General features: G+C 60.8%; 28 protein-coding genes and 1 pseudogene. 12 read left to right on the top strand and 17 right to left on the bottom strand.

The annotated features are described in order from the left end of the window. Positions 1–2: 2 nt before the first annotated feature. From FDP28_RS15510 to FDP28_RS15480, 7 genes and pseudogenes are all read right to left on the bottom strand, one after another. A complete protein-coding gene (locus FDP28_RS15510) occupies positions 3–992 on the bottom strand; it encodes a nitrilase-related carbon-nitrogen hydrolase (protein ID WP_144662439.1) in 990 nt (329 codons plus the stop codon). 84 nt (positions 993–1076) lie between these two features. Next, positions 1077–1682: a TetR/AcrR family transcriptional regulator gene (locus FDP28_RS15505; RefSeq protein WP_144662438.1), complete on the bottom strand. Its 606-nt coding sequence runs from the start codon at positions 1680–1682 to the stop codon at positions 1077–1079. Then, entirely contained in the window at positions 1675–3189 is a 1515-nt protein-coding gene (locus FDP28_RS15500) for a purine-cytosine permease family protein (protein ID WP_144662437.1), read from the bottom strand. The genes FDP28_RS15505 and FDP28_RS15500 overlap by 8 nt, the downstream gene beginning before the upstream one ends. Before the next feature lie 295 nt (positions 3190–3484). Then, positions 3485–3688, bottom strand: a pseudogene (locus FDP28_RS20985) (helix-turn-helix domain-containing protein); the annotation flags it as partial. A 511-nt stretch (positions 3689–4199) separates the two neighbouring features. Next, positions 4200–5012: a DUF2599 domain-containing protein gene (locus tag FDP28_RS15490; protein ID WP_186313655.1), complete on the bottom strand. Its 813-nt coding sequence runs from the start codon at positions 5010–5012 to the stop codon at positions 4200–4202. 711 nt (positions 5013–5723) lie between these two features. Continuing rightward, the gene (locus FDP28_RS15485; protein WP_144662435.1) at positions 5724–5912 is read right to left on the bottom strand and encodes a hypothetical protein; all 189 of its coding nucleotides are present in this window, start codon (positions 5910–5912) and stop codon (positions 5724–5726) included. A 31-nt stretch (positions 5913–5943) separates the two neighbouring features. Beyond that, entirely contained in the window at positions 5944–6498 is a 555-nt protein-coding gene (locus tag FDP28_RS15480; protein WP_260842493.1) for a MarR family winged helix-turn-helix transcriptional regulator, read from the bottom strand. Positions 6499–6534: 36 nt separating this feature from the next. Between FDP28_RS15480 and FDP28_RS15475 the strand changes: the two genes are divergently transcribed. Next, entirely contained in the window at positions 6535–7434 is a 900-nt protein-coding gene (locus tag FDP28_RS15475; protein ID WP_144662434.1) for an EamA family transporter, read from the top strand. A 206-nt stretch (positions 7435–7640) separates the two neighbouring features. Continuing rightward, entirely contained in the window at positions 7641–8795 is a 1155-nt protein-coding gene (locus FDP28_RS15470; protein ID WP_186313654.1) for a serine hydrolase domain-containing protein, read from the top strand. A 215-nt stretch (positions 8796–9010) separates the two neighbouring features. Here FDP28_RS15470 and FDP28_RS15465 read toward each other — a convergent pair whose 3' ends face one another. Beyond that, positions 9011–10213 carry a YDG/SRA domain-containing protein gene (locus FDP28_RS15465; protein WP_186313653.1) on the bottom strand — a complete coding sequence of 401 codons (1203 nt, stop codon included), beginning with the start codon at positions 10211–10213 and terminating at the stop codon, positions 9011–9013. A 548-nt stretch (positions 10214–10761) separates the two neighbouring features. On the opposite strand from FDP28_RS15465, the gene FDP28_RS15460 reads away from it, so the two are divergent. The 5 genes from FDP28_RS15460 (at position 10762) to FDP28_RS15440 (ending at position 13773) form a co-directional block, all read left to right on the top strand. After that, on the top strand, positions 10762–12153 hold the full coding sequence (locus FDP28_RS15460; protein ID WP_144662431.1) for an APC family permease: 1392 nt from the start codon (positions 10762–10764) through the stop codon (positions 12151–12153). Between the two features lie 68 nt (positions 12154–12221). After that, positions 12222–12422 (top strand): hypothetical protein, encoded by a 201-nt coding sequence (locus FDP28_RS15455; RefSeq protein ID WP_144662430.1) that lies wholly within the window; start codon positions 12222–12224, stop codon positions 12420–12422. A 105-nt stretch (positions 12423–12527) separates the two neighbouring features. Then, positions 12528–13148, top strand: coding sequence for a dihydrofolate reductase family protein (locus FDP28_RS15450; protein ID WP_144662429.1), 621 nt, complete (start codon positions 12528–12530; stop codon positions 13146–13148). Between the two features lie 118 nt (positions 13149–13266). Then, positions 13267–13542 (top strand): hypothetical protein, encoded by a 276-nt coding sequence (locus FDP28_RS15445; RefSeq protein ID WP_144662428.1) that lies wholly within the window; start codon positions 13267–13269, stop codon positions 13540–13542. After that, on the top strand, positions 13543–13773 hold the full coding sequence (locus tag FDP28_RS15440; RefSeq protein WP_144662427.1) for a hypothetical protein: 231 nt from the start codon (positions 13543–13545) through the stop codon (positions 13771–13773). It begins immediately after the preceding gene. Between the two features lie 49 nt (positions 13774–13822). On the opposite strand, the gene FDP28_RS15435 is transcribed toward FDP28_RS15440, so the two are convergent. After that, entirely contained in the window at positions 13823–15061 is a 1239-nt protein-coding gene (locus FDP28_RS15435; protein ID WP_144662426.1) for a flavin-containing monooxygenase, read from the bottom strand. A 50-nt stretch (positions 15062–15111) separates the two neighbouring features. Beyond that, positions 15112–15435, bottom strand: a complete 324-nt coding sequence (locus FDP28_RS15430) for a hypothetical protein (protein WP_144662425.1) — start codon at positions 15433–15435, stop codon at positions 15112–15114. Positions 15436–15595: 160 nt separating this feature from the next. Between FDP28_RS15430 and FDP28_RS15425 the strand changes: the two genes are divergently transcribed. The 5 genes from FDP28_RS15425 to FDP28_RS20930 all read left to right on the top strand — a co-directional run bounded on the left by FDP28_RS15425 (position 15596) and on the right by FDP28_RS20930 (position 21316). Next, positions 15596–16144, top strand: a complete 549-nt coding sequence (locus tag FDP28_RS15425; RefSeq protein WP_144662424.1) for a hypothetical protein — start codon at positions 15596–15598, stop codon at positions 16142–16144. A 243-nt stretch (positions 16145–16387) separates the two neighbouring features. After that, the gene (gene cspE, locus FDP28_RS15420; RefSeq protein WP_144662423.1) at positions 16388–16591 is read left to right on the top strand and encodes a transcription antiterminator/RNA stability regulator CspE; all 204 of its coding nucleotides are present in this window, start codon (positions 16388–16390) and stop codon (positions 16589–16591) included. Between the two features lie 400 nt (positions 16592–16991). Further along, positions 16992–19538 (top strand): helix-turn-helix transcriptional regulator, encoded by a 2547-nt coding sequence (locus FDP28_RS15415; protein ID WP_260842492.1) that lies wholly within the window; start codon positions 16992–16994, stop codon positions 19536–19538. Positions 19539–19610: 72 nt separating this feature from the next. Continuing rightward, positions 19611–20867, top strand: a complete 1257-nt coding sequence (locus FDP28_RS15410) for an APC family permease (RefSeq protein WP_144662421.1) — start codon at positions 19611–19613, stop codon at positions 20865–20867. Between the two features lie 239 nt (positions 20868–21106). Beyond that, positions 21107–21316: a hypothetical protein gene (locus tag FDP28_RS20930; protein WP_144662420.1), complete on the top strand. Its 210-nt coding sequence runs from the start codon at positions 21107–21109 to the stop codon at positions 21314–21316. Between the two features lie 17 nt (positions 21317–21333). Here the strand turns inward: FDP28_RS20930 and FDP28_RS20590 are convergent, their stop codons facing one another. The 7 genes from FDP28_RS20590 to FDP28_RS15375 form a co-directional block, all read right to left on the bottom strand. Continuing rightward, entirely contained in the window at positions 21334–21981 is a 648-nt protein-coding gene (locus FDP28_RS20590) for an ABC transporter ATP-binding protein (RefSeq protein WP_186313652.1), read from the bottom strand. Further along, entirely contained in the window at positions 21933–23282 is a 1350-nt protein-coding gene (locus FDP28_RS20585) for a hypothetical protein (RefSeq protein WP_186313651.1), read from the bottom strand. The genes FDP28_RS20590 and FDP28_RS20585 overlap by 49 nt, the downstream gene beginning before the upstream one ends. Before the next feature lie 114 nt (positions 23283–23396). Further along, positions 23397–23804 (bottom strand): hypothetical protein, encoded by a 408-nt coding sequence (locus FDP28_RS15395; protein WP_144662418.1) that lies wholly within the window; start codon positions 23802–23804, stop codon positions 23397–23399. A 30-nt stretch (positions 23805–23834) separates the two neighbouring features. Beyond that, on the bottom strand, positions 23835–24443 hold the full coding sequence (locus FDP28_RS15390) for a hypothetical protein (RefSeq protein ID WP_144662417.1): 609 nt from the start codon (positions 24441–24443) through the stop codon (positions 23835–23837). Between the two features lie 7 nt (positions 24444–24450). After that, a complete protein-coding gene (locus FDP28_RS15385; RefSeq protein WP_144662416.1) occupies positions 24451–25008 on the bottom strand; it encodes a hypothetical protein in 558 nt (185 codons plus the stop codon). A 3-nt stretch (positions 25009–25011) separates the two neighbouring features. Continuing rightward, positions 25012–25290, bottom strand: a complete 279-nt coding sequence (locus FDP28_RS15380; RefSeq protein WP_186313650.1) for an uberolysin/carnocyclin family circular bacteriocin — start codon at positions 25288–25290, stop codon at positions 25012–25014. 185 nt (positions 25291–25475) lie between these two features. Further along, complete coding sequence (locus tag FDP28_RS15375) at positions 25476–25889, bottom strand: hypothetical protein (RefSeq protein ID WP_144662414.1); 414 nt, start codon at positions 25887–25889, stop codon at positions 25476–25478. Positions 25890–25988 lie beyond the last annotated feature (99 nt).

Below are 25988 nucleotides of genomic sequence, written 5' to 3'. Positions count from 1 at the left end.
ATTCATGACCGGCCCACGGTCTGAGCGGCGGACGTGGCGCCGTGCGGGTGCTCGAAGTCGACATCACGGGTGAGTTCGGCGTACGTGTCGGGACGACGGGTGGTCAGGAACGGGAACAGATCCAGCCAGTCCTTGCGCTGGTCCAGGTCGAGGTCGGCCACCAAAACGGCTTCCCGGTCCCGCGGTGCCTGGACCAGGACGCGGCCGTAGGGATCGGAGATGAACGAGGAGCCGTAGAAGGTGATGTCGCCTTCGTCGCCGGTCCGGTTGGGGACCACCATGAACGTACCGTTCGTGATGCCGTGGCCGGTGATGACGTGCTGCCACAGCGGCTGGTGGTCGAACTCAGGGAAGGTGGGCTCCGATCCGATCGCCGTGGGGTAGACCAGGATCTCAGCGCCGCCGAGTGAATACAGCCGCGCGACCTCCGGGAACCATTCGTCCCAGCAGGTAGGAAGTCCGACGGCGGCATGGTCCAGTTCCGCTGGACGGTACACCGGGTAGGCATCTTCGGCAGGACCGGCCCGGAAATAGGTGTCCTCGTAGTAGCCCGCGCTGACCGGGATGTGGGTCTTACGGGTCCGTGCCAGCAGTTCGCCCTGGGGTGAGATGAGGATGGCCGTGTTGAACCCCAGGCCATCGCTGGCGTCCGCACGCTCGTAGAGGGATGCGTGGACGGTGACGCCATGGGTGCGGGCCGCGTTGGCGGCGAACTCGAAGGTGGGGCCGGTGAGCAGGTCTTCGGCATTGCGGCCGGGGTTCTTGTCGGCTCGGACGTTTGCCGGGTATTTCGAGAGGGTGAGTTCCGGCAGGAAGACGGCGGCAGCACCGGCGTCGGACGCTTGGCCGATCGCCTGGGTGAGCACCGAGGTGAGTTCGGCGGGGTCTTCCCGCCAGTGGTGCTGGACCAGGGCGACGCGGAGCGGCTTGCGGGTGGTTTCCTGGCTCCTGGCGAAGGATACGGGCGGTTCGGTGTTGACGATGATGTCCATGGTGGTGCGTCCTAACGGGACCCTAGGGGTCCTTGCATGATGGTTCGATTCCGGCGGAATCGCGTCGTTTGATGTGTGGGAAGTTCATTTGCCCAGCCCCTGTGTTGCGGTTTCCTGGGGGCTCGCGGGGCGTGCTGCGGTGAGTGAGTCAATTGCGGTGGTCAGCAGTGACCGGGCGTGCTCTGTGGTGATGAATCCGTTGAGCCAGCGGCCGGAGATGCCCTCGACCAGGCTGGTGAGGATCTCCGCGGTCACTGCGGCTTCTTCCTCGCTGGTGCCTTCGTTGGCAGCGGCGAGAGCCTGTGCGATCTCCCGGTTCCACTCCGTAGTGGTCCGGGACAACGGCTCTGCCAGTTCCTGTTCGAAGATGGTGCAGGCCCTGAGTTCGTTCCAGGCCACCGAATTCCTGCGGACGTTGGCGTCGTCCTTGATTTCGTCAAGGAGGAGGTGCCGGACGTGGCGGGAAGGATCCACGGTGTTGGGGGAGGAGGGGTCGTCCTTGCTGACCTGCTTGTTGATGTGTTCCAGCGTTGCGGCAAGCAGGCCGGCCCGGTCAGTGAAGTGGTAGTACAGCAGGCCCGGTGAAACTCCGGCCTCTGCAGCAACATCGTTGACCCGCATTCCCCGCACGCCGCTCCGGGCGATGCACGTGGTGGCGGCGTTGAGGATCCTGACTAATTTTTCACTCATGGTTTGACAGTAATACGTGCTCACCTCCTGCCTGTGCGGACTCGGTGTTGAGGACAGTTTCCGGCCAAATCCACTCGGCGATCAGGTAGCCGGCGCCGCCTATCAGCGTGGACCCGATGAAGCTGAGGTCGATGCCCCCGGCGAGCTGCGAGAGCGGCCCGGTGTAGAGGGACGTGTCGGTTGCCAGCAGGCCGAACACTGATCCGATGGCCCACGGGATGACGGCCCGCAGATTCCAGCCGTTGCTGAACCAGTACCGGCCACGCGGGCCGTTGGCGCGGAACATTTGGAGGTCCTTGGCGTGGTATTTGCCCCGACGGACCAGCAGGAAGCCCAGGACGTTGATGGCCACCCACGGCCCGGCGAATCCGTTGAGCACAAGCGTCATGGCGGTGATGGAGTCCACCGCGTTGAAGACGAACACCCCAAGGTAGAGCAGTCCGACGGCGATGACCGACGTGATGAGGGTGGTGTGGATGCGGCGCAGGCGGGGGAAGAGGGCCTCTAGGTCCAGGCCGCTGGCGTAGAGGTTGAGGACACCCTGGCCGAGGCCGCCCGCCAACGCGATAATGAGGATCGGCAACAGGTACCAGGCCGGGGCTGACCTCACCAGGTCCGCGACGTAGGAACCGCCGAGCTCGGGGATGGCCGACGCCGTGAAAGCGCCGAACAGCGCTGTCACAAACAGGCCAAGGAAGACGCCGAGGCAGGTTGCGGCGACGACGGAACGGTCCGAGTGGTCCTTGCGGGAGATTCGCCGGCTGTAGTCGCCCAGCGTTGGGGCATAGGACAACGGCCCTCCCACGGAAATGACGGCGGACAGGATCCACGTGGGCCAGAAATCGCCCAGGAGGTAGTCCGCGTGCACGTTCGTAGGGCTGAAGGTCGGAGCAAAAGCGACGACGCCGATGAGCAGCAGAATGCCGACGACGGGCGCCACAAATTTTTGCATGGCGACCACTGTGCCGTGGCCGAAGAGGGCCACGAGGACGATCTCCAGGGAGATCACTGCGTAGCCGATTGCCAGGGTGGTGCCGTCGATGGGTATCCCCAGCAGCCGTTCGGCGGCGGCGACCAGGGCGTCGCCGGAAGTCCAGACGGCGATGGCGGCGTAGGCGAGGGCAAACAGCAGGGTTAGGCCGGAACCTATCAAGCGTCCGCGTGTACCGAAGTGCGCGGCGCTTGAAACTGTGTTGTTGGTGCCGGTCCGTGGTCCCAGCAGGGCCATGGGGGCGATGAGGGCTGTGCCCACAATGAGCCCGGTGAGGCTGGCCGTCGCTGCTCCGACGAAGTCCAGGCCGAAGGTGATGGGAAGCCAGCCGAAAACGATGACGGAAAAAGCGAAGTTGCCGCCGAAGAACACAGTGAAGAGATTTCGGGGGCGGGAGGTGCGTTGGTCGTCGGGAATGTACTCGATGCCGGCCGACTCGATGCGGCCAAAGCGGTCCTTGTGCGCGGATGCTGCACCGGCGGAATCCGCGTCTTTGCGAATGCGCGTGCTGATCATTGCAAGCCTTTCATGAGCTGCATCACTCGATGCGATGGTGACAACTGTAATCCTGACTGAATTTTCAGTCAAGGCGATCATGAGTGGTGGGAGGTTAGGGTCGAAGCCATGGGGGAGTTGTTGAGCGGAGTTCTCGGTGCCGGTTTTGACGCGTTGTTGGCGGCGGGACCGGAGGGGCCGGTTCGGCTCCGCTGGTATCGGGCGGCCTCTGATTCGGGGGCGCTGGGGCATGGTCCAACGGTGGTGTGGGCCCATGGTGGGGCCTTCTTTGCTGGCGGTCTTGATCAGAACTGCCGTGCGGGCAGCTCAGTGGTCGGCTGGGACGATCGAGCATGCCGGCCTCCCCGGATTCGACGAAACGTCCCGCCCAGCGGGCCGCAGTCGGCACGGAGACATTGAATCGTTCGGCGGCGCGGCGCAACGGCAAGCGGGCATCCACCACGCACCGGGCCAGTTTCAGCCGACCGGCAGAGGCAAGGATCGCGTTAGAGTGGGACACGAGGACCTCCTGGACATTGTGTTTTTGCTCTCGACAAGCACCACACAACACCCGGAGGTCCTCTTTATTGCGTTACTCCCAGCCCCTTGTCACCAACCTGCCGGGACACTACAGCTAGCCGTCCGGGCGTATCGCGGTTCGCCCGGACGGCTTCGCCCGGATAGCCCGCCAGGTGACGTGACGCTCGCTTACCGGAGGGCTGCCAAGTTCCTGGACCCACGCCCAGATGCAGTGCTGGGGCCCTAGCCCTTCACTTTCCTAAGGAGCCGGTATCCGTAAAGCGCGATCAGCGGGCCGACGATAGCACCGAACCAGATCAGCGGAATTGGAGTTCTACTGGGGTCAATTTTCTGTTCGTCAACTATGGTTCCCGCGACATACATGGCAATTATCCAGCTAATAAATAGTGCGCAGCCAAGCGCAATTATTGCTACCGGAACAATCGGTCTCTTGCGGTGTGATGGAGAATTCAATGTCATCTCACGTCCCCTAATGTAACTTTACGGATCATCTAATTACACAAGTTCGCGATGTACGCGTAATAGGAGTCCCGCCACAGCCATGAGTCAAGATTCCAGGTCGCCTTGAACGGTGCGAACTGAGCGTGGCAGGCAAGTTGCCACCACATCTGAGTGTTGCACGCACTGCCGTACTTGCTGCAAAACTCGGAAAGAAGAGCTTGGTGCATAAGCGGGCTGTTTCCGTTAGCACGCGCCCACCACGTGGGTGTCACAACGAAAGTGCGACCGGACCAGTAGGCCGAGGAAATGAGGTCTATGCCCAAGTAGGGGTCAGCTGTAACGGGGTAGGCGATATTGGCCGAGGAGTGATCAACAACCTGTACCAGAGTCGTACCCGTAACCTCGTAGTGTGTGCTCACATCCGCGCCGTGGGCGTCCTTAGCCCATGCTGGCGCGAAGGCTCCGATGCGGGATCCATCAGGGGCGAGAACTGAAACGCTCCCGTCGCTCTCGCTGGCCAGTGATGAACCTGGGGGTAGCCCAATGCGGTAGGTGTAAGCGGACGGCGCTTCGGAGTTATTGATGACTGTCATGATCTGAACCGAACCATCGTTCTTCACCACAGGCACAGTTGTAGACCCATTGTCATTGTCGTAAGCAACGACTCCGCTCAGAACTTCCTTCGCACTGGCCGCTTCACCGGCGAAGGGCAATGAAACTTTGATGCTGGTCCCAGTGGCAGACTCAACCGATACCGGTTCGACCGGATCAGTCGGAATGACGACGCGGATGTCGTTGACTGTCGCATCAATTGCATGGGCACCGACGTCATTCGTCGGAACACTCGCGACATCAGAGAGCACGTCAGTTGAGGCTGAGGATGAACCTGCCGTCAAAGTCTGGAGCGCGGACAATGGATTGCTTGGAAGCTCCGTTGTGGCCGATGAATGGGATGGTGGTTCAAGCGCGTCCTTAGCAAGGACAACATTAGTTGGACCCAGAATAGATATAGATACCGTCGCGGCAGCCAGCAAGGAAGATAATGACCTAGACTTCATTTGATCCCCAATATCGTTTCAGAGTGCTTCCACTCGTGGCTTTTCAGCCGACCCTGCAGGCCCCAATTGACGCCCGCCGAAGCCACCAGCACCTGTTGAGGTGACAGCGCCTACGAGCTGGCGTACCAACCCGCCGAGGTCTTGTTGCGGCGGATTCATTTGCATGTCCATGAGTCCCCACACCGATTGGCTTCATAGGACCGAAGCCAACCACGTCAAATGGGTAACTAGGTGGTTAGAAAATTCGTCTAGGTGTCGGTTGTCCCGCAAACACAAGGCCTCTGGAAACGGCCTAGGTGCCGAAAATCAAAAAATAGGTGGTCCATCAGGGTCTTCTAGGTGGCGTTGCCACAACACGCTCAAACGCCGCATAGGGCTTTAGTTACGGAAACAACCGCGACTGCTTGGCTGCTCATTACCGGACGGTGGTCTCGCCGTGCGATGCACGTAATGTAGCTTTTGGCACGTCGCAGTGCTTGAAGGTTCTCGTTACTGGACTTCTGCCCACTGCACTGCTCAGCTAGGCCCGAGCCCAGACACGAATCCGAAATCGATTCCGCCGTCATCTGCTTTCGACTCGCGCTCCAGCTTCCGGACCTCGCTGGGTGTGAAGTAGCTTTTCGCGACTCCGCTTTCGGTTTCGAACGTGAAGGATCCGAAGATCGTCGGGTCAGTGCCCTGCCTCAGGAGGAGGGTGGTGTCCACGCCTCATCCTTGCATGGGTGAGGCTGGCGCCCTAGGAGGGTTCGCCGTCGTTGTTCGCCAGGAGGAACTTCCGCAGGAGGTTCGCCAGCTGTTCGCGTTCGGTTTTTGAGAGTCCGTCGAGCATTTTCTGCTGGTTCTCCACGTGATGCTCGACTACTTCGTCGACCAGGGCGAGTCCTTCAGGCGTGAGGCTGACCAATAGTTGGCGGCGGTTGTCAGGGTTGGTCTCGCGGTGAATCAGGCCGCGGTTTACCAGGCGGTCGACGCGGTTGGTCATGGCTGCAGAACCGATCATGGTCAGGCTGGCGAGCCGGCCAGGGGTCAGGGGAGCCTCAGTTGCGGAGCGCCGCAGCGTTGCGAGGACGTCGAACTCCCAAGGCTCCAGGCCGAACTGGTTCATAAACTTCTGGATATCGAGCGACGCGAGGCGACTTGCCCTGCTCAGTCGGCCAAGCACGCCCATGGAACTGACGTCCAGATCCGGCCGTTCCCTGTTCCATTGGTCAAGAATCGTGTCTACCGCGTCGCGTTCCATCGCCCTCCCATGCTTGACCTCAAACAGTACAACACCTACATTGTCAGACATCAAATAGTTCGACATTAAAATGTATGGAAGTGAACAATGGCTAAAGCGTCTCCTCGTGACCTGCTCATCACCGCGCTTGCGCCGATGGTCTGGGGCTCCACCTATCTGGTGACCACGCAATTCCTCCCCGCCGACCGGCCACTCCTCGCCGCGACCGTGCGGGCACTGCCGGCCGGCATCGTGCTCATGCTTGTCACCCGCACCTGGCCTCGGGGGAGTTGGTGGTTTAAGGCGGCAGCTCTGGGCGCACTCAACATCGGTCTGTTCTTCTTCCTCCTGTTCTTCACCGCCTACCAACTGCCTGGTGGGGTGGCGGCGTTGGTTGGGTCGATTCAGCCGCTGTTCGTGCTGCTCCTGGGAGTGCCCCTACTTGGGGAGCGGATCCGCATTGCACACATCGTGGCGTGTGCCGTTGGCGCCGCCGGCGTCGGCTTGCTGGTCCTGCGGTCAGACGCGACGCTGACCGTCGTCGGTGTCCTCGCCGGGATGGCGGGTGCGCTGAGCATGGCGGCCGGCATTGTCCTCACCAAACGCTGGGGAAGGCCCGACGGCGTGGGGCTGCTTGGGTTTACCGGCCTTCAGTTGGCGATGGGCGGGGCGATGCTCCTGCCGGTGACGCTGGTGGTTGAAGGACTTCCGACGTCGGTTACCTTGCCTAACGTTGCAGGCTTTGCGTACCTCAGCGTTATCGGCGCCTTGGTCGCTTACGCGGTGTGGTTCCGGGGGATTCAGAGGCTGCCGACGATGGTGGTCTCGTTTCTGGGATTCCTGAGCCCGCTGGTCGCGACGGTGCTGGGGTTCGTGTTCCTGGGGGAGGCGTTGTCCGCGTGGCAATTGGTGGGCGCGTTGTTGGTGCTGGCATCGGTGTATCTGGTGCAGCGGGCCGCGGCTGATGCTGGTCGGCGGCAGCTGCTGAAGGAGGAAGTGCTCAGCTGAGGCTGATACTTGTCCCGCAGGTGGCGTGGGAGGACGATCAACGTAGCTGCATCGCTAATTGTGCGGTGCGGAACTGCGTTGTGGCGGCCCTGAGCCGTATCCAGGAACCAGCGCTCATCGGCTAGTCGTAGCCGGGAGCTGGATCCGAGGTCTTACATCCCGTCAAGGTTGGTGTGTCGATGAGCCGCCGGGGCTGGCTAGTTCGATTGACTGCACTCCTGGTTGCGACGCTTCTGGTGGGGTGCACATCGCCGGGCCCGTCGCCGTCGCCCTCACCCTCACCCACGCCGTCGTTCCGTGACGCCGAGGCGATCGCCTCGCTGGAGTACGCGATGCAGGCCTTCATGGCCCAAGATGCTGTGGCCGTCCTCGCGCAGGTGCGTTGGCCGGGCGGTGAATGGTCGAAGGCTTACGGTGTCCGCGACCTTGACACCAGGCAGCCAGCCCAGCCGCAGGACCGGGTCCCGGTTTCCAGTGTTACCAAGACCATGACGGCGGTCTCTGTCCTGAAGCTTGTTGACGATGGATTGATCAGCCTGGATGACCCCGTCAACGGGCTGTTGGAGGGTTTTGGGGTTGGCCTCAAGCCTCCTGTCCCGATTACTTTGCGGCAATTGCTCTCCGACACTTCGGGAATGCCGTCCTACGGAGACGTGATGTTCCGGGGCCTGGATGACTTTGTTGCCTCCAACCAGGAGCTGACTGCGCTTGAAGCTTTGAGGCTGGCCGGCACGTTGCCTTGGGAATCGCGGACTGTCGGGTTGTTCCAGTACTCCGACTCGAACAACCTGGCGCTGGGACTGATACTGGAAAGGTTCCGTGGGAAGACGTACACGCAGATACTTCGCGATGACATCATCGACCCCTTGGGGCTGACCCACACCACCATCGACGAGGAGGTAGCGGACGCGCCTGACTTGCTCAAGGGCTACGTCAGCATTGAGGGTAAACGCGTCACCGGCGGCACCGCATTGGAGCGGCTCGGTTCCCCCATGCCAGGCGTGGTCTCGACCATGTCCGACGTCAATGACTTTATGGCTGCTCTGTTCGGTGGCCGGCTGATCTCCGCTGGCGCTTTGGCGGAGATGAAGAAGGCTGTCATCGGCTCCTTCGCGCTGGGGGTGTACAAGTGGTCCCCGGACTGCAGTGGCGCGCCGCGGTTCTTCGCCAAGGGCGGTTTCCTCGACTTCCGGACCATCGCACTCAGTTCCAGCGATGGGCGGTACGAAGCAACCATGACGGTTTCCCCAGCTCCGGAGCCGTTACCGCGACAGAATCCGGGCACGCTGTACGAGCGTGATCTGATGAGCAGCCAAATTCTGTCGGCGCTTATGGAGGTGCAGGATCGGTTGTGTGGGTAGGGGTGAAGATGGGTGGTGAGCTAGGCCGACGGTGCTCGGAGTCGCTGGAGCCAGGGCGTCCGCTGGGGACGCCCGGCTTCTGGATGGGGCCGTTGTTAGAGGTGTTCTCGGCTGGGAATGGCCAATTAGAATGCCGGCCAATTGTGATTGGCCCGCACAAACCGCAGCGGAAAGCACCTTTCCGCGGCGGGGTAACCGCGATATGCCCGCCATAACTAGACCCCGCGACCCATGTCCCGACGTACCGTGGTGGCACGTGCAGACTCTGCCGCCGAAAACTGCTCTTGATAAGCAAGATGTTCGTAGTTCAGCCCGTGGGCCTTCACCACCTCTAGTTTTCCTACCACCCTCCCAAGATTCATGACTGTGCCGTCTGACTGAACCGTTAGGGCATGTCCATCAAAGAGAGCATGACAGTTGGGACAGAGGCAAAGGATGTTTTCCAAGGTATCCGGCCCGTTATGAGGGATACCTAGCGGGCGGATGTGTGCCCCCTGGGAATATGGTCCCGCAGCTGTGACAAGCCTTGTGCTGCAGATCTGGCATGTGTTGTCGTATAAGCGTTTCACCGACTCAGCTACGCCGTAGTCGCGGATGATTTGATTTACGTGCGTGCTGCGGCGAGCCGGCGCTACGTCTTCTCCTCGGACGAGTGACATGGCAACCTCGGACGGGATGAGACTTTCGCCAGCAACTGCCCGGAGTTGATAGATGAGTACTTTCCATCCGTCTCGCGTACCCCAGCCCCAGCTGGTGACGGTGAACAGCCCCAGGTATATGTACTCCTGGCTGGACTTCTTGCGTGTGAGCACAGACTCTTTGACCAGGACCCGTACCGGCCTGCCAAGTTTGTAATTCTCGACGAGGCCAAGGTTGCCCATTTCCAGCTTCTGATCCGCTATGTGCCGGCCCGTGTTGGCGTCCCGGCCACCAAAGCCGGTGTAAGTAATCAGGTCGCCCTGCACCGCGTCATCGGAGTATCCGTCGGAAAGGCAGATGGATTGTGTTCCGCTTGCCTGACCAGCGATGCCTGCCTGCGTCGTCCTGTGAACTCCGGCGTCGTAGGCTTCGCGCCGGTCCCTAAACGCCGTCCCAGGGGGACAATCCGGGATGTCCCCATAAACCCGCGCCGGTGTGTCTCCGGTCTTTGATACGAGCTCGATCCCGAACTGTCTCAGTGCTCTGCGAGTCTGCTCTCCACCTGAAAATAGGCGGACAGACAAAGGTCCTCGCTCGGGATGCTGGATCCCGTACGCAACGGCCAGGAGCGGTTTGGAGTCAATCAGGGTGCCGTCAGCTTCAGCGAAGTAGCGCACCGACGGTTGTTGACCGTGCTTTGCAAGGAAAGCCTCCCGCCCCAGAGCCCTGAACTCATCGATTGCTTTCGAAATTGCTGATGGATCTGTCAGCTCCGACAATGCCCCCACAATTAGCCCCAATGTTGTTGTCCCTTTTGTCGCCGGCTTCGGCCTGAGAACCAAAGCGGCGGATCGTCTGAGTACTGGCGCAGGCGCCGACGATCTAGTGTCCAAAATATAACGAAGATCCGCGTCACGAAACGACTCTTCCTCCCACTTATATCGGGGATCTATGTCTCCGGTTTCGAAGAAGTGCGGTGACAAGTGCGGTTGGGGCGCGGCTGTGACTCAAGTGTTTGGAGGACGCCAGGATTTGGTGTCGAAGATTTGCGTCGCCATCATTCGGTTTTCGGCATGACGGCGCTCTGGGTCGACCCAGTTCTGTGGATGGGTACCTAGCCCGTCACATATTGACTGTGACCCGGCTCACCGTCACACTAAATGAACGCTATTCATTTCCCGCTCCCATGGCCTGCGACCTTCATCCAGATCTCGCCAGCCACCCCAGCACTTCAGGATCCCGGTAACCCCGTAGATCCGGTCGCTGCTACGAAGTTCTGCAGCGCCGCAGCTTCTAAGCACATCAGCATCACGACCGAGGACCCAAAATGACCCCGACATTCAATACAGACACATCAGCAGGCGAGAAGCCTGTGGGGCCGACATCCGCCCAGCCAACCGCCCAAGGTTGGCGCCGCGTCCTGGGCGTTCCTTCGCTGGTCCTGCTGGGCTTGGTTTACATGGTCCCGCTGACGATCTTCAGCACCTACGGCATCGTCGTCGAGCTGACCGGTGGGCGCCTTTCCGCGGCCTATGCAGTGACGTTGGTCGTCATGCTGTTCACCGCCCGCTCCTATGGCCGGATGTCGCAAGCTTTCCCGTTCGGGGGATCCGCGTACACCTACGCAACCCGATCCTTTGGAGCCGGGCTGGGCTTCATGGCCGGCTGGTCGCTCCTGCTCGACTATCTGTTGCTCCCGATGATCAATTACCTGCTCATCGGTATCTACATGGAAGCTGCCTTCCCGGCCATCCCCGCCTGGGTATTCATGATCGTCTCCATCGCGGCGGTGACGGTGCTGAACATTCTCGGCATCACGGCGATCGCCAAGGCAAACTTCGTTGTCGTGGGACTGCAGGGGCTGTTCATAGTGCTGTTCGTCGCTCTGGGACTCTCGTCCATCACCGGCGCGGGCACCGTCGACTTGTTGGCGCCCTTCACCGGAGTTGACGGCGCCGACGGCCTCTCGCCCATCTTCGCGGGCTCCGCCATCCTCTGCCTCTCCTACCTGGGGTTCGACGCCGTCTCCACCTTCGCCGAAGAGACCAAGGACCCGAAGCGAAGTCTGCCCCGTGCCATCATGATCACCACGGTCCTCGCTGGCGTGATCTTCCTCGGTCTGGCGTACATCAGCCACCTCATTCTCCCGGTCAGCACCTTTAACGACGTCGACGCTGCCGCGATTGAAGTGATTGGCGCAGCCGGTGGAAATCTGTTGGTCGCTTTCTTCACCGCTGCATACATCGCCGGCAGCCTCGGGTCGGCTCTTACATCGCAGGCGTCGGTGTCGCGCATCATTCATTCGATGGGTCGTAGCGGGGTCTTCCCGGCAGCTTTGGGACGCTTGCACCCACGATTCCGCACTCCCGTGCTGCCGATCCTTCTGACCTCGGCCGTATCTCTCCTGGCCTTCGTTTTGGACCTTCTGACAATCTCATCGCTGATCAGCTTCGGCGCGCTCGTAGCGTTCTCGGTGGTGAACCTGGCCGTCATCAAGCACTACTTCATAGACCAGAAGGCCCGTGGAGTCAGAGGAGTAGTTCACAACCTGGTGCTACCCGCTATTGGATTCGCGCTGACCGTTTGGTTGTGGACGAGTCTGAGCGGGTTGTCGATCGGCTTCGGTCTCGCCTGGGCTGCCGTCGGCTTGGTATGGCTCGCCTACCTGACTCGTGGGTTCCGCAGGCCGGCACCTCAGCTGGACCTGAAGGAAGCCTAGAAAGTCGTTGCTTTCCGCGGATGACGTTAGTCTTCTTGGACGACATCGTAGGGGGAACGATTGTGAAAATGACTACCGCGCGGAAGCTCCGCGTTTTGAATATTGCAGCCTCAGTCTTGCTGATAGCCATTCTGACTCTGCAATTCACCAAAGTGATCGACGGGTTCTGGAGCATGGCACTCCTGGTGCTGATCGGGGCCCCGACGACGGTGGCTTGGGTGATTCTTGAGCGGCGCCAGGGCGCAGAGAAGATGAGGGACGGCGCGTAGATCCGCCGATCTTCCGGTGGCCATTGCCTGACAGTCCCACCTGTGGAACCCTCGACTTGATCCTGTCGCCGGGGTGACGACGGGCAGCTGGGAAGGAACCCGCGCATGGGACGCATCCATATTGACCTGTTCACCACACTCGACGGCGTCGCGCAGGCGCCCGGCGGGCCGGAAGAAGATCCAACCGACGACTTCGCATTCGGCGGCTGGCAGGCTCCACTTATTGACGAGGTTGTTGGCGAGCAGATCGATTCAGGTATGGACGGGATGGACGCGCTGCTCCTTGGACGGCGGACCTACGACATCTTCGCCGCGTACTGGCCGCACCAGGGCGGTGGAATCGCGGATCTGTTCAATCGCCTTCCGAAGTATGTGGCCTCGCGTCAGTCGCCACAGCTTGAGTGGAAGGGCTCCACGCTGCTCGGCGCCGACACGGTAGCCGGGCTGCGGGAGCTCCGCGAGAAGCATCAGAACATTCACGTCATCGGAAGCCTCGACTTCGTCCAAACCCTTTTCGCGGAGCGCTTGTTCGACCAGCTCAACCTGTGGGTCTACCCAATCCTTCTCGGAACCGGGAAGAAAGTGTTCGCCGATGGGGTGGTGCCAACAAGCCTCCGCCTTATCGAGCCAGTGGTTGCCTCACCAAAGGGCGCTGTGATGCAACGCTACGCCTTGGTAGAGGGGACTCCTGACGTGGGAAATATGGCGGAGATCGATCAGGCGTAAGGGCTGGTGTTGGAATGCGGGCGCGGATGGGGTGAAGCCCCTCAGCAGTTGGGTCAAGGTACGAGTTAGACCCGCGGGCTTCTAGGATGGTGTGACGGCCACGGACTGAAGGGGGACCATGTCGCTTGGATTCGTGTTCATGGCGATTGGCTTGGTGTGGCTGCTGTTCAGGAAGTGGATTGCCCGCCGGCAGTACTTCATCTCATCAGAGATGCTCGGACGGAAGATGGCAGCCTCTGAAGCAGACTCGATTGAAGCAGACCCGGAGCTGTATGAGGAACGGATTCGGGGCTTCGAGCTGCTCGGAGTGTTCTTCTGTGCGGTCCTGATCGTCGGTGGCGTGCTGATTGTGGTGCTGACGCTCATCTTCAGGCCACCTTGGGCCGGAGCGTAGATGGGCGACCCGTTCCTCGCCGTCGTTGGAGGCTTCCTGATACTCAGTGGGCTGGTCCTGTACCTGATGCGCGACATGATGGCACGTGCCGGTGTGGACGGTTGGTCGTGGCTGCCTGAGAGTACACCGTTCAAGACCTACGAATATCAGCTCGCACTCTCAAAGGTGGCAGCCGCTATTCCGGCCGTCGCCGGGCTGGTCTTCATAGGGATCTTCCTATGGCCGAGGTAGAGCCAGGAGGCTCATTAACGGGGAATTGGACCGCGTTGACAGCACACCGTCAGTCCCCAGCAACCCTTCCCGCCACATACTCCGCGTCCAGCCCGACGCCCCCGACGATCGACGAGTAATGCCGGGTCAACCACGGCAGCCCAATCACATACAGCCCGGGAAACTCCGTCACTCCCCGTGAGTGCTTCGGATAGCCCCACTCGTCCACCAACGGCAGGTCCACGAACCCGAAGTCGAGTTGGTAACCGGACGCCCACAGAACGGACGTAATGCCCGCCTCGGCCAGGCTCACACGTGAAGACTCCGCAGGTAGCCAGTCATCGGCCTCCGGAGCCGCCTGCTCCGGCGCATCGATCCCCGCCGCCGCGATGTAGGCATCAATCGCGTTGCCTGTCCGCTGTCCGAACGCGGACTCAACTGCCGCGAGGCGTTGGGGGAGGTCGTCGCTGAAGGTGATGGCGCCGTCGTCGACTGCTTCAAGGTGACCGTGCAGGTGCATGCCGCGGCGCCCGAGTTCGCGGAGGTGGATGCTGTGGCCGACGTCGGTGCCGGAAAGCAGGGGATTGGGGGCGAACCGCAACGCGGGGGAGGGCAGGGCCTCGCGGGTGAGTGCGTGGACGCCGTAGTCGGGGCCGTGTTTGCCGGTTTCGAGCATCCAGTAGATGAGGTCCTGGCCGCGGTATCGGCGCGGCGCTTCGGGGACTACGGAGATGGCAAGGTGGACGTCGCGGCCGGCGTCGTGGAGCTCCTCGGCGATCTGCCCGCCCGACTGCCCGGTCCCCACGATCAACACCGCGCCGTCGGGCAGCTGCTCAGGATTGCGGTAGTCGTGCGTGTGCAACTGGGTCACGCCGGTTGGCAGCTTGGCGGCAGGGGCCTTGGGCACCTGATATGCGCCCGTCGCCAGAACCACCTTCCCGGCCCGCACGCTCCCGAGCGACGTCTCCAGCAGGAACCCGCCCTCCGGCGCGGCCGAAAGCTTGGTCACGTCCACGCCGGTGTGAACGGGCGCGGCAATCAGCTCGGCATACCGCCTGAAAAGGTTCACCGCGGCGTCGCGGGGGATGAACGCGTCCCGGTCGCCGCCGTCGAACGGCATCCCCGGCAGGTCCAGCGAAAGGTTGGGCGTGTTCATATAGAAGCCGTCCCAGCGATCCTGAAACGCCCCGCCCAAGGTCTCCCGACGCTCCAAAACCTGATGCTCCACGCCCAGCTGCGACAGCCAGTAACTCGTGGTGAGGCCGGCTTGACCTGCACCGATAACCACCGTGTCCGGGATGCGTCCCATGAGGTGGACTTTACGCCTGGGGGCTGCACGCGAACAGGGGATCGTGGACCCTAAATCTGCTGGCCGCGCCCCGGTTTTTCAAGCAGTTCGCGGAGCACAGCCTCCACTCCAAGAGCGATCGACGGCGCCTTGCCGCCGAGCTCAAACAGCGGCAAGTAGCCCATGTGGCGGGCGGCGTGGTTCGCCATGGCGAGGGGTCCGACGTCGGCCGCGGACAACCGTTCGCCGAGCAGCAGGCGCCGTGCACCGCACTCGCAGCCGGAGATCTGCATGATGACCTTCAGGTCGAAGTCCCTCAGCACATGACCGGTACCGAAACTCCTGGGGGCGGGCACGGACGGCAGCCCGCCCTGCGGGACTTCGGTGGTACTCATGTGCTGCCCCCTCGCGCTCGCGGTGTTCCTGTAGGAGGAGTGCGGGGTGAGGCGGGGTCGTGACGCCGAATGCCGTCATGTCTTGCCGCGTCGGATCACTCACAAGAGGTGCCTTGTGACAGATGACAGGTACGTGGACGCAGAAAAAGGAGAGGCAGGCATGGATTTTTGGGTTGATATTGCAGAGATCATTGGGGCATTGGCTACGTCTGTGGCGTTGTTCTTCGTGGCGAAGGCAACGCGCCACTCCAGGCAAGCGGTCGAAGAAGCCCAGCGGATGCGCCGCTTGGAAGCCGAACGCGACGAACGGGCCATCACGACGGCGGCACGTCGCCAAGCGGGGCGGATCACCTTCTGGCCAGTCAAGAAGATGTTTCAGGGGAAGGAGCAGTGGGGGATCGAGCTGGTCAATTCCAGTGACGCGCCGATCTTCCGGCTCACCCTGGAGCGGGCCGAAGGCGTCACCCGGAAGGGGCGTGCGATCCAGCCGATCAGGGCCACCGCCAAGATTCTTCCTCCCGGCCGCTACTTCTTCAGCCACCAAGAACGCTGGCCCGAGTTCATCGACGCCAACCACGTCTGCGAACCACTTCCGGGGAACATCGATTACATGGGCACGGTGACCTTCATGGACAGCGACGGCCTGGAATGGGTCCGCGGCTTGGACGGAAAGTTGGAACGGGCCGGGGATAGTCAGGTTACTGCGTGAGACGTCGGCCCTTGAGCCTTTGGGTTCGGCCGGCGTGCACATCCGATGGATAAAACATTTCCCAGCACTAGCCATACGCTCGAATCCCTGTAGACTTGACGGTGTTGTTGTGTTTGGCATTTGGTAGTTCAGGCAGTCCCGCGGTCCCTCCGGATCGCGACCTTCTGAAGTAACGGTGGAGAACACCCCACACCGGAGACCCGAAAGTCGGGAGAATCTCCACCTTCAGTAAGGACTGAAAAAATGGCTACAGGTACCGTGAAATGGTTCAACTCCGAAAAGGGCTTCGGCTTCATCTCTCCTGAAGATGGCAGCCAGGACGTTTTCGCTCACTACTCTGCAATCAACTCCTCGGGCTACCGCTCCCTCGAAGAGAACCAGAAGGTTTCCTTCGACGTCGAGCAGGGCCCCAAGGGTCCCCAGGCAGTAAACATCCAGGCTCTCTAAGCTTCGGATAACCAAGAAGCAGGGCCGGTCACTGACCGGCCCTGCTTTTTTGTCGCCCGCAGAAGGGAAGATATGTTCTAGGCCCACAAAATGGATTCGAAGACATATCCACATAGCGAATTACACCCATGTAATTCTCCCCGCGCAGACCGTAGCGTCGATGGCGAGAGACCATGACGCAAGGGGTACCGATGATCTGCCCGCACACCAAATACCAGCGCGAACTATGCCGCCACCACCTAGATGATGCCGCCAACCATTCGAATCGGCCCCAATCACCACCTAGATTTGGCCGATCTCGCCTGTGCAAGGCATTTTCAGCACCTAGTCCGCTGTTCAAGATCTAGCCTGCGAGGTGAGCCGAATGTCGGTCATGCAGAGAAGCAGAAGGTTGGATCGGGTGTTCGATGTAGAGGTTCAGCGCGTCCTGGACTATATAGCGCACGGCATTGGTGTGCGCATAGTTGGGGTACCTGGCAGCGGCAAAAGCACGGTAGTGCGCAACGTCGTCACCAACCTCGAGAAATCGGGCGCGATGGTCCACGTCATCGCCGGTCTCCGGACCCACAAGAACATCCCTTACTCGGCCATCAAGAGCCTGGGACTGGACCTGCGTCCAGGCCGCAGTGGCGTGTTGGATCTGGCTGACGTCCTGTCGAGTCACTTGGCCGTGAGCGGCAAACACGTCCTGGTAGTGGATGACATCCACTTTGTAGACAGCGAATCCCTGGCAGTTCTGGAAGCCGTCCGCAGCCGTTCCAGCAGCCCGTTGGTCGCCACGGCACCGGAGCCGCTCAGCTTCACAAAGGGCCAACTGGCTGTCCTCAACCACGGGCGGGAAGCAGTCCTGCAGCTGGACCCGCTTCACTACGAGCAAGTCCACACCCTCCTCTCGCAAGTCCTGGGCGGATCAGCCGACGCTGACACGACAGCGCGGATTCTGACCAAGGCGGCCGGCAACCCTCGACTCATCGTGAAGATCGCGGAGACCGCCTCGTTGAGCGATCTGTTGGTCAGGCGTGGTGGGCTGTGGCGCATGACCGGCGAGACGCTTTGGAGCGATCATCTCCGCGGAACCATCGAGGGGTTGTTGGCGGAGCTCACCGCGGACGAGTTCACGGGGTTGAACACCATGGCCATTCTGGGTACGGCCCGTATCGATGTCCTTCAAAAGATAGTGAACCCCGAGGTGCTGGACGCGCTCGAACGCAAGGGCTTGCTGTCGGTCATGGACGATCACCACAACGGCGCCACGGCGGCGGTCAGCCCGCCTGTGGTCGCAGATTACTTTAACGGTCAGAAGTCCCTACGGGACAGGCACCTGCTGCGGAGCAGAATCGCTGGTGTGCTGGAGTCAACGCCAGCGGCTGCCGGCACCTTCACCACCGCGGACCGCCTCTCCCGTGTACTCGCCTCACTTCGCCGAGAGCGGAGCAGCGACGACGCCGTTACGGCCAGGCACTTTCATGAACACAGCACGGTCCGTGAGCGCGCCCGCTTTGAACGGTGGGAGGCCGAAAAGTCTGTCGCCAATGCAGCTGCGCTGTTGCGCATTTATTGGGGCGCGCCTGTGGATGTGAAGCGTGCCCAGCGCGTCTGCACGGAAACATCAACCCACGACGCTGACCCTTCGGACCTGCTGCTATTCACCATCTCCAAGGCCCTCCTCGCCATCAACACGGGCAGGGGATTGAACTCGGCCGTTGGGATTCTGAAGAACTTGGGTGAATCACATCCACAACTAAAATTTGGTGCGGATGCCGCCATTCTATTTTTCAGCGGATCCCATGGCCGTGTCCCTAGGACCCGGCTTGAAGCGGGAACAGGCCAAATGCCGGGAATCGGCAAGCTGATCGAGGGCCTAATGCATCTTTACCGCCTCAATCCGACCATTGCCCTGGAAGCCATCAAGGACATAAAAGACGACGAGACATTCCCGCACCTACGGCCATTCATCACCGGGTTCTCGCTTTTTGCCAGTGGCAAGATCGATGAATCGCTGGTGTTCGCACTGGACTGGCGTGCCGAAGCCCGTAAGAGCCTCGACCAGTTCGGAGTGGTCACCAGCAGTTACATTGCGGTCCACGGGCTGCTCTACCGAGGCTACTTCGAGGAAGCCGAATACCTGATGAGCAGCGTGTTCGCGATGGGCCGGCCCGGCTTTGTGGTGGACGTACTCTACGACGCCATGCTGCGCCTTGCGGGCCTGCGGCACGCCACGTCTTCGGCCGCGCCGGAACTATCCATTGCCACTCAGGCGCGGACAAAGGTGCCCGACGTCGGTCCGTTGCCGGGGGTAGGTAAGGGGACTTACGCACTGGTCGCCGGCAGCAACACTCGGCCGGCGGGATTTGACCGCCGTGCCTTACAACTGATCAACCGGCAGCTGAAGAGCGGGTACGTACTGGAAGGCATGATGACGGCGCTGCTGTGCACCTGCCTGAGTCCGGCACGCCCGGTGCTGGACCTGCTGAAAAAGATCCTCAGGGAAAGCAACATCACCGTTCATGAACAGTTTCTGGCCATCGCAACGGCTGTGGTGGAGGGAGAACACAAGACGCTCCGCAGTTTGTTGAAACACTACGAACCGGACATCGACCTCTACCAGGTTGGCATGTTGCTCCAGGGCGGCCTCAAACGTCAGGTTCTGGACGGCGACTCAGACACTGCGGAAGTCCTCGCGGCGGAGTCATCACTGTTCGCGGCCAGATTCCCGGCAGCATTCGAACCGGTCTCCGTCAGTGCAGTGAAGTCAATGCTCCTCACAGACAGGGAAACCGAAATAGCCTTGCTGGCCGGGTACCGCTCGAACGTGGAGATTGCTGAGCAACTTGGAATCAGTGCCAGGACAGTGGAGAACCACATTTCCAACGCTCTTAGAAAGACCGGCGCAACTTCGCGCAATCGTCTCTTCATCCTGGCCAGAAATTCACTGCCGCCCGAGTGACACTGGATATGCTGTCTGCGTCCCTCTCGCGGCACCGACATAGGTGCCGTGGCAGATGCTGAAAGGGCTCATGTGAACCAGCCACCCACGTTGGCCCGACGCCTAGGTACCTTCGACGCATCCCTTATCGGGTTGGGGTCCATGATCGGCGCCGGAGTGTTCGCCGCGTATACTCCTGCAGCCGGGGCTGCAGGGTCGGGACTCTTGGTAGGCCTTGTGGTGGCGGCCTTCGTGGCTTTCTGCAACGCGACCTCCTCCGCCCAACTCGCGGCAGCCTACCCCACCTCCGGTGGAACGTACGTCTACGGCCGGGAACGGCTCGGACCATGGCCCGGGTTCCTGGCTGGCTGGGGATTCGTCATCGGCAAAACAGCCAGCGCCGCGGCCATGGCCATGACGTTCGCCGCCTATGCCGCCCCGCAAGGTTGGGAGCGCCCGGTGGCGATTGCCGCCGTCGTAATTTTGACTGCGGTGAATTATCACGGGGTCACCCGAACCACGGGGTTGACGCGTGTGCTGGTGGCTTTAGTGCTTGCCGCCCTCGCCATTGCCCTTGCCGCGGTGTGGGGCGGTTCGGGCCCAGACTTCGGCGGAATCTTAGGTGAGGGCCTGCTGGCCCACGGCTGGTATGGCGTCCTGCAATCGGCAGGCCTGCTGTTCTTCGCGTTCGCCGGGTACGCCCGTATCGCGACCATGGGGGAAGAAGTACAGGAACCCCGCAGGACCATCCCCAAGGCCATCACCATCGCGTTGGGAATCACGATCGTCCTTTACGCGGTCATCGCCATCACCCTGCTCGCGGGGCTTGGCCCTGACGGAGTGGCCGGGACTCCAACGCCACTGGCGGACGCCGTGACTGCAGGCTCCATGGCGTGGGCGGCTCCCGTGGTCCGGATCGGCGCAGCCGTAGCGTCACTAGGGGCGCTCTTGGCTCTTGTTGCTGGCCTTGGTCGAACCAGCTTGGCGATGGCCCGGGAACACGACCTCCCGCACTGGCTCTCGGCCGTCCACGCAAAATACAAGGTTCCGCATCGGGCCGAGATGACCATTGGTGTGGTGATCTGTGTGGTCATTGCAGTGGCAGACCTGCGGGGAGCTATCGGCTTCTCGTCCTTCGGGGTACTGCTGTACTACCTGGTGGCAAACATTGCGGCGTTTACGCAGCCCTCTGAAGATCGCCGATACCCGAAGTTCTTGCAGGTGGCTGGGGCCGTGGCCTGCGTGGGCCTGGTTGCCACGCTGCCACCACTGTCCGTAGTGGTGGGCGTTTCGATGTTCGCCGTCGGCATCCTGTACCGGTTCCTGCGATTGCGCCGCAGTGACAGCTGAAGCTGGCAGGCTGGGCACGACTCCGCCTGGGGGTAGTCAGGTGGAGCCGTGCCGTAGTGCCGCCTACACCTGGAGCGGGTGGGGTTACCCGCCGGACACCGGGTTCCCGCTCCGGAGGCACAAAAGAAGACTATGGCTGGCTTCTGGAGTCTAGGTGTTCCAACCTCAAAATTAGGTGGTGTTCGGAGCCTTCATCCCCCAAAAAGCCCAAAAATGAGTGGTGGGACGGCCGGGCCTAGGTGTTGAACGGTGACGGGAGCTTCGTCGCTACCCACTTGGCAGCGACGTCATTCGGAGTGCTGGTGTACTACTTGGCAGCAAACATTGCCGCGTTCACGCAGTCTGTTGATGATTATCGCTACCCGAAGGCACTCCAGATGTCCGGCGCCATCGGCTGTGTGGTTCCGCTGTCCACATTGCTGCTTTTTCCGTGGAGCAGGGTATTCTGATCGGTCCAAGAGGGAGACTAAGTGCTCTGCCCCGGCCGCCTTTGCAAAAGGAATGAGTGACGCACGGCGAGTTTCGCCGGTAGCACGTGCGAGATCAGCATGACGATCCTTGTAGTGGCCCAATCCCGCAACTCCGCCGCCAGAATGTCGATCCCGTGCTGATCCAAGGCATTGAACGGTTCGTCCAGCACTGTAACGGGAGTATCGGCAATTGTGCACATCAGGATCCAAAGCTTGCGCTGATTGCCCGTGGATAAAGCTGAGGCGGGCTGCTCTAACCAGTCCGTCAGCCCGTAGTCCATTGCCCGCTGAACAGCGGCGTCAGTGGCTAAGCCTCGCGCGCGGGCAGCGAATGACAAATGGTCCCGAACAGTCATTGAGGGGTAGACAGCCGGGGCAGTACGGCACACACTGCGGAGGTTCCTTGCGCTGAAGCTACTTGCATCCTTGCCGCAGAGATGAACGGAACCCGACCATGGTTCCAAGAAGCCACTAATCAGTTCAAGAAGGGTGGACTTGCCGCTGCCGTTGCCGCCTGCGACTTGGTACAGGCCAGGCTCCGTGATCTCAAGACTTAGTGCGTCCAGGACCGGCATGGCCTTTTGATAACCGGCTGTCACAGCGCGGAAGGACAACGAAACTTCAGCAGGCTGGTTCGCAAGCATAGGGCAACTCCTACAGTCAGGACGAGCGCGTATCCAAGCAACAACAAGGTGCTGTGCGAGGGCTCCAGGGCTAGAACGGTTGAGCAAGGGGAAACGAGGACCAGGGTGTAGAGGGCATCCATGATGTCTGCTGATTTTGTCCCATCCGTGCTGACAGCTGGCCTGGCGACAAACTCCGAGATGATCCCTGCTGCCATGACGATGATGCTGACCAATATGACGCCCGGGACGGGAGTTCGGAACAGCAGACCGGCAGCACAAAAGACAAAGCAGCCAACTGAAGCGGCCAAGACGTAGTAGAGAGTCATCAAACTTTTCAGGATCGTCCGAACCGATAGGCCGATTTCCCAAGCGAAACGCAGGGCGTCCATTCGTGTAGTGGGTCCGATGCTGTGAAGTACAGGTTCGGTGGTGCCGAGGCTCAGGATGATGGTGACACCTATCAGGGCACGATGCAGGTACACGATGGAACCAGCAGTAACAGGAAGAATCATCCATGCACCGATCAGGCACCCCGACACTGCAATCCATGACAGCGTGGTGACACCTACAAGTGAACCTTGTCTGCTGCTGAGGAGCTCCCTGAGGAGTACGGCCCACAGGCTGGGAAGCCGTTTTGAGGCCACCTGTGCCCGTTGAAGCCCAACGATCTGCCGGTAGGCCAGGCGCCGCCACAGGCGGATACTCCAACAGCCAAAGATGACCCCGAATAGCAGGAGGTTCGCGTTGATCCAGGGGAGTAGGCCCATCAAGACGGGAGTATGCAGCTTTGGTCCGGTGCTCAGGAACAGGGACGTTGCTGCACCCATCAACAATCCCGTGAAAAGTGCCGCCACACAGGAGGAAGCCCGTAGAACATGGCGTTGAGCAGGTGCCGAGGCCAGCTTGAGAACACAGTAAAGTGCCGCCGTCGAGGACAGGACCAGCAACGAACCAGCGGTGGACACGGCTGCCAGGTACAGCGGAGAACTTTCGAAAAAGACCACGAAGAAGACGGCCGCAGGGGACCAAAGCAGAGCCAACCGACCGGCCAACGGCAGAATGCCATAGCGCAAGACCACGCTCTGGAGTGTCAGCTCCAGGGCTCTGAATAAGTCAAGGTGTTGGCTTCCTGTCACAGCAAGTCGTCGGTTGGAGACCACCTCGCTGAGCACGAGCACTGTTGCGGAGTAGGAGATAAACAGAATCCCGAGCCAAAGGGTGCTCGCAGTCTCTGCCTCAGAGAGGCGACTGCGCACAGCTGTGAGTACACTTCCCAGGACCACCGTGCCCAGCAGCACTACCGCAACGGTCCCAACCACGGTCACCACTCTGAACGAATCCAGTGAGATGGACCACCGTAACGCGTTCAAAAGTTGAAAGGCGCGGAAGTCGCGGAGAGCGGAGTAACCGGATCGGGCGCTCGCAGGCACGACCTAGAACTTACTCTGCGGCTTTTGCTGCTGGACAGCGTCCATGTACACCAGCAGGCTAAGCACAGCCAGGGCGATGGCACACACTGTCGCGAACAGGCCCATTGTGTCTTGAAGGGGGACAGACAACAACGGACTCAGGGTCATGGCATTCGCGAACCCAGCTGCCGCGAAAATCACCGCCTTCAGGAGGGGCCGCTTAGCCGAAGGACCGATGACCATGATCACAGGCAGAATAGCCCCGAAAACGCCGAGCGCGATGACGGCGGCGCTGCGCAGCGTTTGTGGATCGATTTTTTGCAGGCCTTGGGGTGGCGGCGCGGCCAGCAAGAGTATGCCGGAGAGGACAGACAGGACAACCACAGAGCAACCGAGAAAGCGCAAAGCGAACGGGTAGTACTGCTTCAACATGTGACTCCTTGAGAAAAGTGGGGAGGCGAATCAGCCAAGGGCGACCATTACCGCAAGGCCCATTCCTGCACCGACGACCAGGACTTGTCGCGTTGCACGAAAGCTCCTCCAATGCCGGCGGAACAGCATGAGGACACCCAGCGCCATGAGTGGAAAGTAAAACCAGTACCCCGGCAAATCGCGGGGTTGGAGCGTGCTGATCAACAAACCCGTCAACTGCACCGGAATTGTCGAAAGCACGGCGATGACGAAGAAGACACCCACCTGCCAGCGGTGACCGAGCCCTGCTTTTCCGGGGACCAGCCGCTTGTCCAGAACCGAAGCCAGGGACAGGAAGAGACACATGATGACTGAGTAGGCAACAAAGAACAAAACAGTGCCAACCATCATGGAAAGGCCAACCAAGCGGTCATCACCGAGTTCCGCACGCACCTCAGTAGGCACCTGCCGGCTTAGATTCTGGTTGATGGACGGTAATCGAAGTGAGACCAGCCCCATCACCGCAACGTAGGTGGCGATCCAGAGCACCCTGGAAGTGCTGGCCGGCTGAACAGGAGCCTCATCACTTGCCTTGGCCAGCGGAAAAGTTGGTACTTGGATGATCGTTCGGGGCTCGGCGCCGTTGTCCGGGAGGTTCATGGGTTTCCTAAATCCGAAGTTGAATAACGATTGCTTCGATGGCTGCCCCGACGACGATGAGCAGAAGGGCGAGCGCCATTGTGCCAAGCGAACGGGCCACGTTGATGACGAACGTGGACAAACTGACCGGACTGTGTCGAATGAAGCCTGCCGCCATCCCCGCTACGGGCTGGAGTCCAGCGGTGGCCGCGAGAATAAGACCTAAGAACTCAAACGGCACGTACCAGATCACATCGGTCAGCAACTGGCCCTGACCGACGGAATGTGTACCCAGCGAAACTGTGGCGCCCACGTACAACGCCAGAACCGCGGAGCCGATCAGAGTGGTTGCGCCAAGAGTTACGACCCCCGAAAAGAGGAATAGTGCAGCTCCCACGTTTCGTGCCAGGATCTGCACGAAGTCGATACCATAAAGCGCATTGCCGCCCATATTCCGGGAGTCCTGAATCCACGAAACGTCCACGGCGCTGTACCCGAAGAGCGCTATGGCGATCATCACCAAGACCGTGCCCGGGAGCAACCCTCTTGGGATGCCCCCAAGCACGTGCGTAATTCGTTTGATCATTGATTAGGCGACAGCCTGTGCCCGGCCAATCCGGAACAGGATGCTCCGGGCTGTGGCAATAAGAGCACCTGTAATGCCAGCCCCGAAGACTGCGACAATCGCGACGAGTGCCCAGCCGCCAAGTTCGATTGCCCGGACGATCTGGGAGGCTGCCGCGGCTGAAATGCCCAGAGAGCCTGCTATCCATGAAACTGCAAGACTCGCCCCGAAGACCCCTGCGATGGCCAGCGTGGCCGCCGTAGTTGCCAAGATTCCAGTGCGCTTTGTGATAGCGGATTCCATTCGTAACTCCATTTCTGCTTTCCGACCCCCACAAGGGGCCGTAAGTTGGTGAGGCGTCGTCGCCTCACCCTCGAATGGTTACGAAAAGAACAGCCATCTAAGTGCTGGACGGGGGGGTTCCCTAGATGATAGCGACCAAAATTAGGTGCTCATTTCGGTCAAAATGAGTGGTGAGTCCGCCCCGTCTAGGTGTTGGCCCGCCGTCGAGCGTTTCTCCGCTCAACGGATTCCATGTACGTGACGATGCTCGCGAGCGTGACAGCGACTGAGCAGGTTACCGCTATTGCGGTCGGTGTTTCTTGAAAGGGCACCACCAGCAGAGGGCTCAGCATCATGGCATTCCCAAATGCCGACGCCGCAAAGACGCAGGCTTTCAGCAGCAGGCACTTGAGCGGATCCATGATCATCATGGCCACCGGTGCCACGACGCCCAACGCCATGGTGAGTACCACCGCCGTCGTCCGTAAGTCTGCAGGATCGAGCACCTTCAGGCCCTCCGGAGGGGGCGCTGTACCCAGCAGCGTGGCCGCCACCGCCGAACAAACCGCCACAACGCAGGTCAGGATGCGCAGGGCGGCTGGGTAGAAGTGCGTGATCACAGGAAGTCCTCATCGTTCGTTGGCACTACCCCCGGACATAGGGGTAGTGCCACGAACGGCGGACGTATGACGCGAAATCGGGAGGCTACTTTTCGCAGC

This window comes from Paenarthrobacter nicotinovorans (genome assembly GCF_007670255.1).
In the GTDB taxonomy this organism is placed as follows: Bacteria; Actinomycetota; Actinomycetes; order Actinomycetales; family Micrococcaceae; genus Arthrobacter; species Arthrobacter nicotinovorans_B.
Note: the sequence above shows the minus strand (reverse complement) of the source record. Positions and strands in the feature narration are given on the sequence as shown.

Coding starts and splice junctions, on each gene's coding strand:
- FDP28_RS15510 (WP_144662439.1), bottom strand. CDS start 992: ATGGACATCATCGTCAACACCGAACCGCCCGTATCCTTCGCCAGGAGC.
- FDP28_RS15505 (WP_144662438.1), bottom strand. CDS start 1,682: ATGAGTGAAAAATTAGTCAGGATCCTCAACGCCGCCACCACGTGCATC.
- FDP28_RS15500 (WP_144662437.1), bottom strand. CDS start 3,189: ATGATCAGCACGCGCATTCGCAAAGACGCGGATTCCGCCGGTGCAGCA.
- FDP28_RS15480 (WP_260842493.1), bottom strand. CDS start 6,498: ATGTCTGACAATGTAGGTGTTGTACTGTTTGAGGTCAAGCATGGGAGG.
- FDP28_RS15475 (WP_144662434.1), top strand. CDS start 6,535: ATGGCTAAAGCGTCTCCTCGTGACCTGCTCATCACCGCGCTTGCGCCG.
- FDP28_RS15460 (WP_144662431.1), top strand. CDS start 10,762: ATGACCCCGACATTCAATACAGACACATCAGCAGGCGAGAAGCCTGTG.
- FDP28_RS15455 (WP_144662430.1), top strand. CDS start 12,222: ATGACTACCGCGCGGAAGCTCCGCGTTTTGAATATTGCAGCCTCAGTC.
- FDP28_RS15450 (WP_144662429.1), top strand. CDS start 12,528: ATGGGACGCATCCATATTGACCTGTTCACCACACTCGACGGCGTCGCG.
- FDP28_RS15445 (WP_144662428.1), top strand. CDS start 13,267: ATGTCGCTTGGATTCGTGTTCATGGCGATTGGCTTGGTGTGGCTGCTG.
- FDP28_RS15440 (WP_144662427.1), top strand. CDS start 13,543: ATGGGCGACCCGTTCCTCGCCGTCGTTGGAGGCTTCCTGATACTCAGT.
- FDP28_RS15435 (WP_144662426.1), bottom strand. CDS start 15,061: ATGGGACGCATCCCGGACACGGTGGTTATCGGTGCAGGTCAAGCCGGC.
- FDP28_RS15430 (WP_144662425.1), bottom strand. CDS start 15,435: ATGAGTACCACCGAAGTCCCGCAGGGCGGGCTGCCGTCCGTGCCCGCC.
- FDP28_RS15425 (WP_144662424.1), top strand. CDS start 15,596: ATGGATTTTTGGGTTGATATTGCAGAGATCATTGGGGCATTGGCTACG.
- cspE (WP_144662423.1), top strand. CDS start 16,388: ATGGCTACAGGTACCGTGAAATGGTTCAACTCCGAAAAGGGCTTCGGC.
- FDP28_RS20590 (WP_186313652.1), bottom strand. CDS start 21,981: ATGCTTGCGAACCAGCCTGCTGAAGTTTCGTTGTCCTTCCGCGCTGTG.
- FDP28_RS15395 (WP_144662418.1), bottom strand. CDS start 23,804: ATGTTGAAGCAGTACTACCCGTTCGCTTTGCGCTTTCTCGGTTGCTCT.
- FDP28_RS15390 (WP_144662417.1), bottom strand. CDS start 24,443: ATGAACCTCCCGGACAACGGCGCCGAGCCCCGAACGATCATCCAAGTA.
- FDP28_RS15385 (WP_144662416.1), bottom strand. CDS start 25,008: ATGATCAAACGAATTACGCACGTGCTTGGGGGCATCCCAAGAGGGTTG.
- FDP28_RS15380 (WP_186313650.1), bottom strand. CDS start 25,290: ATGGAATCCGCTATCACAAAGCGCACTGGAATCTTGGCAACTACGGCG.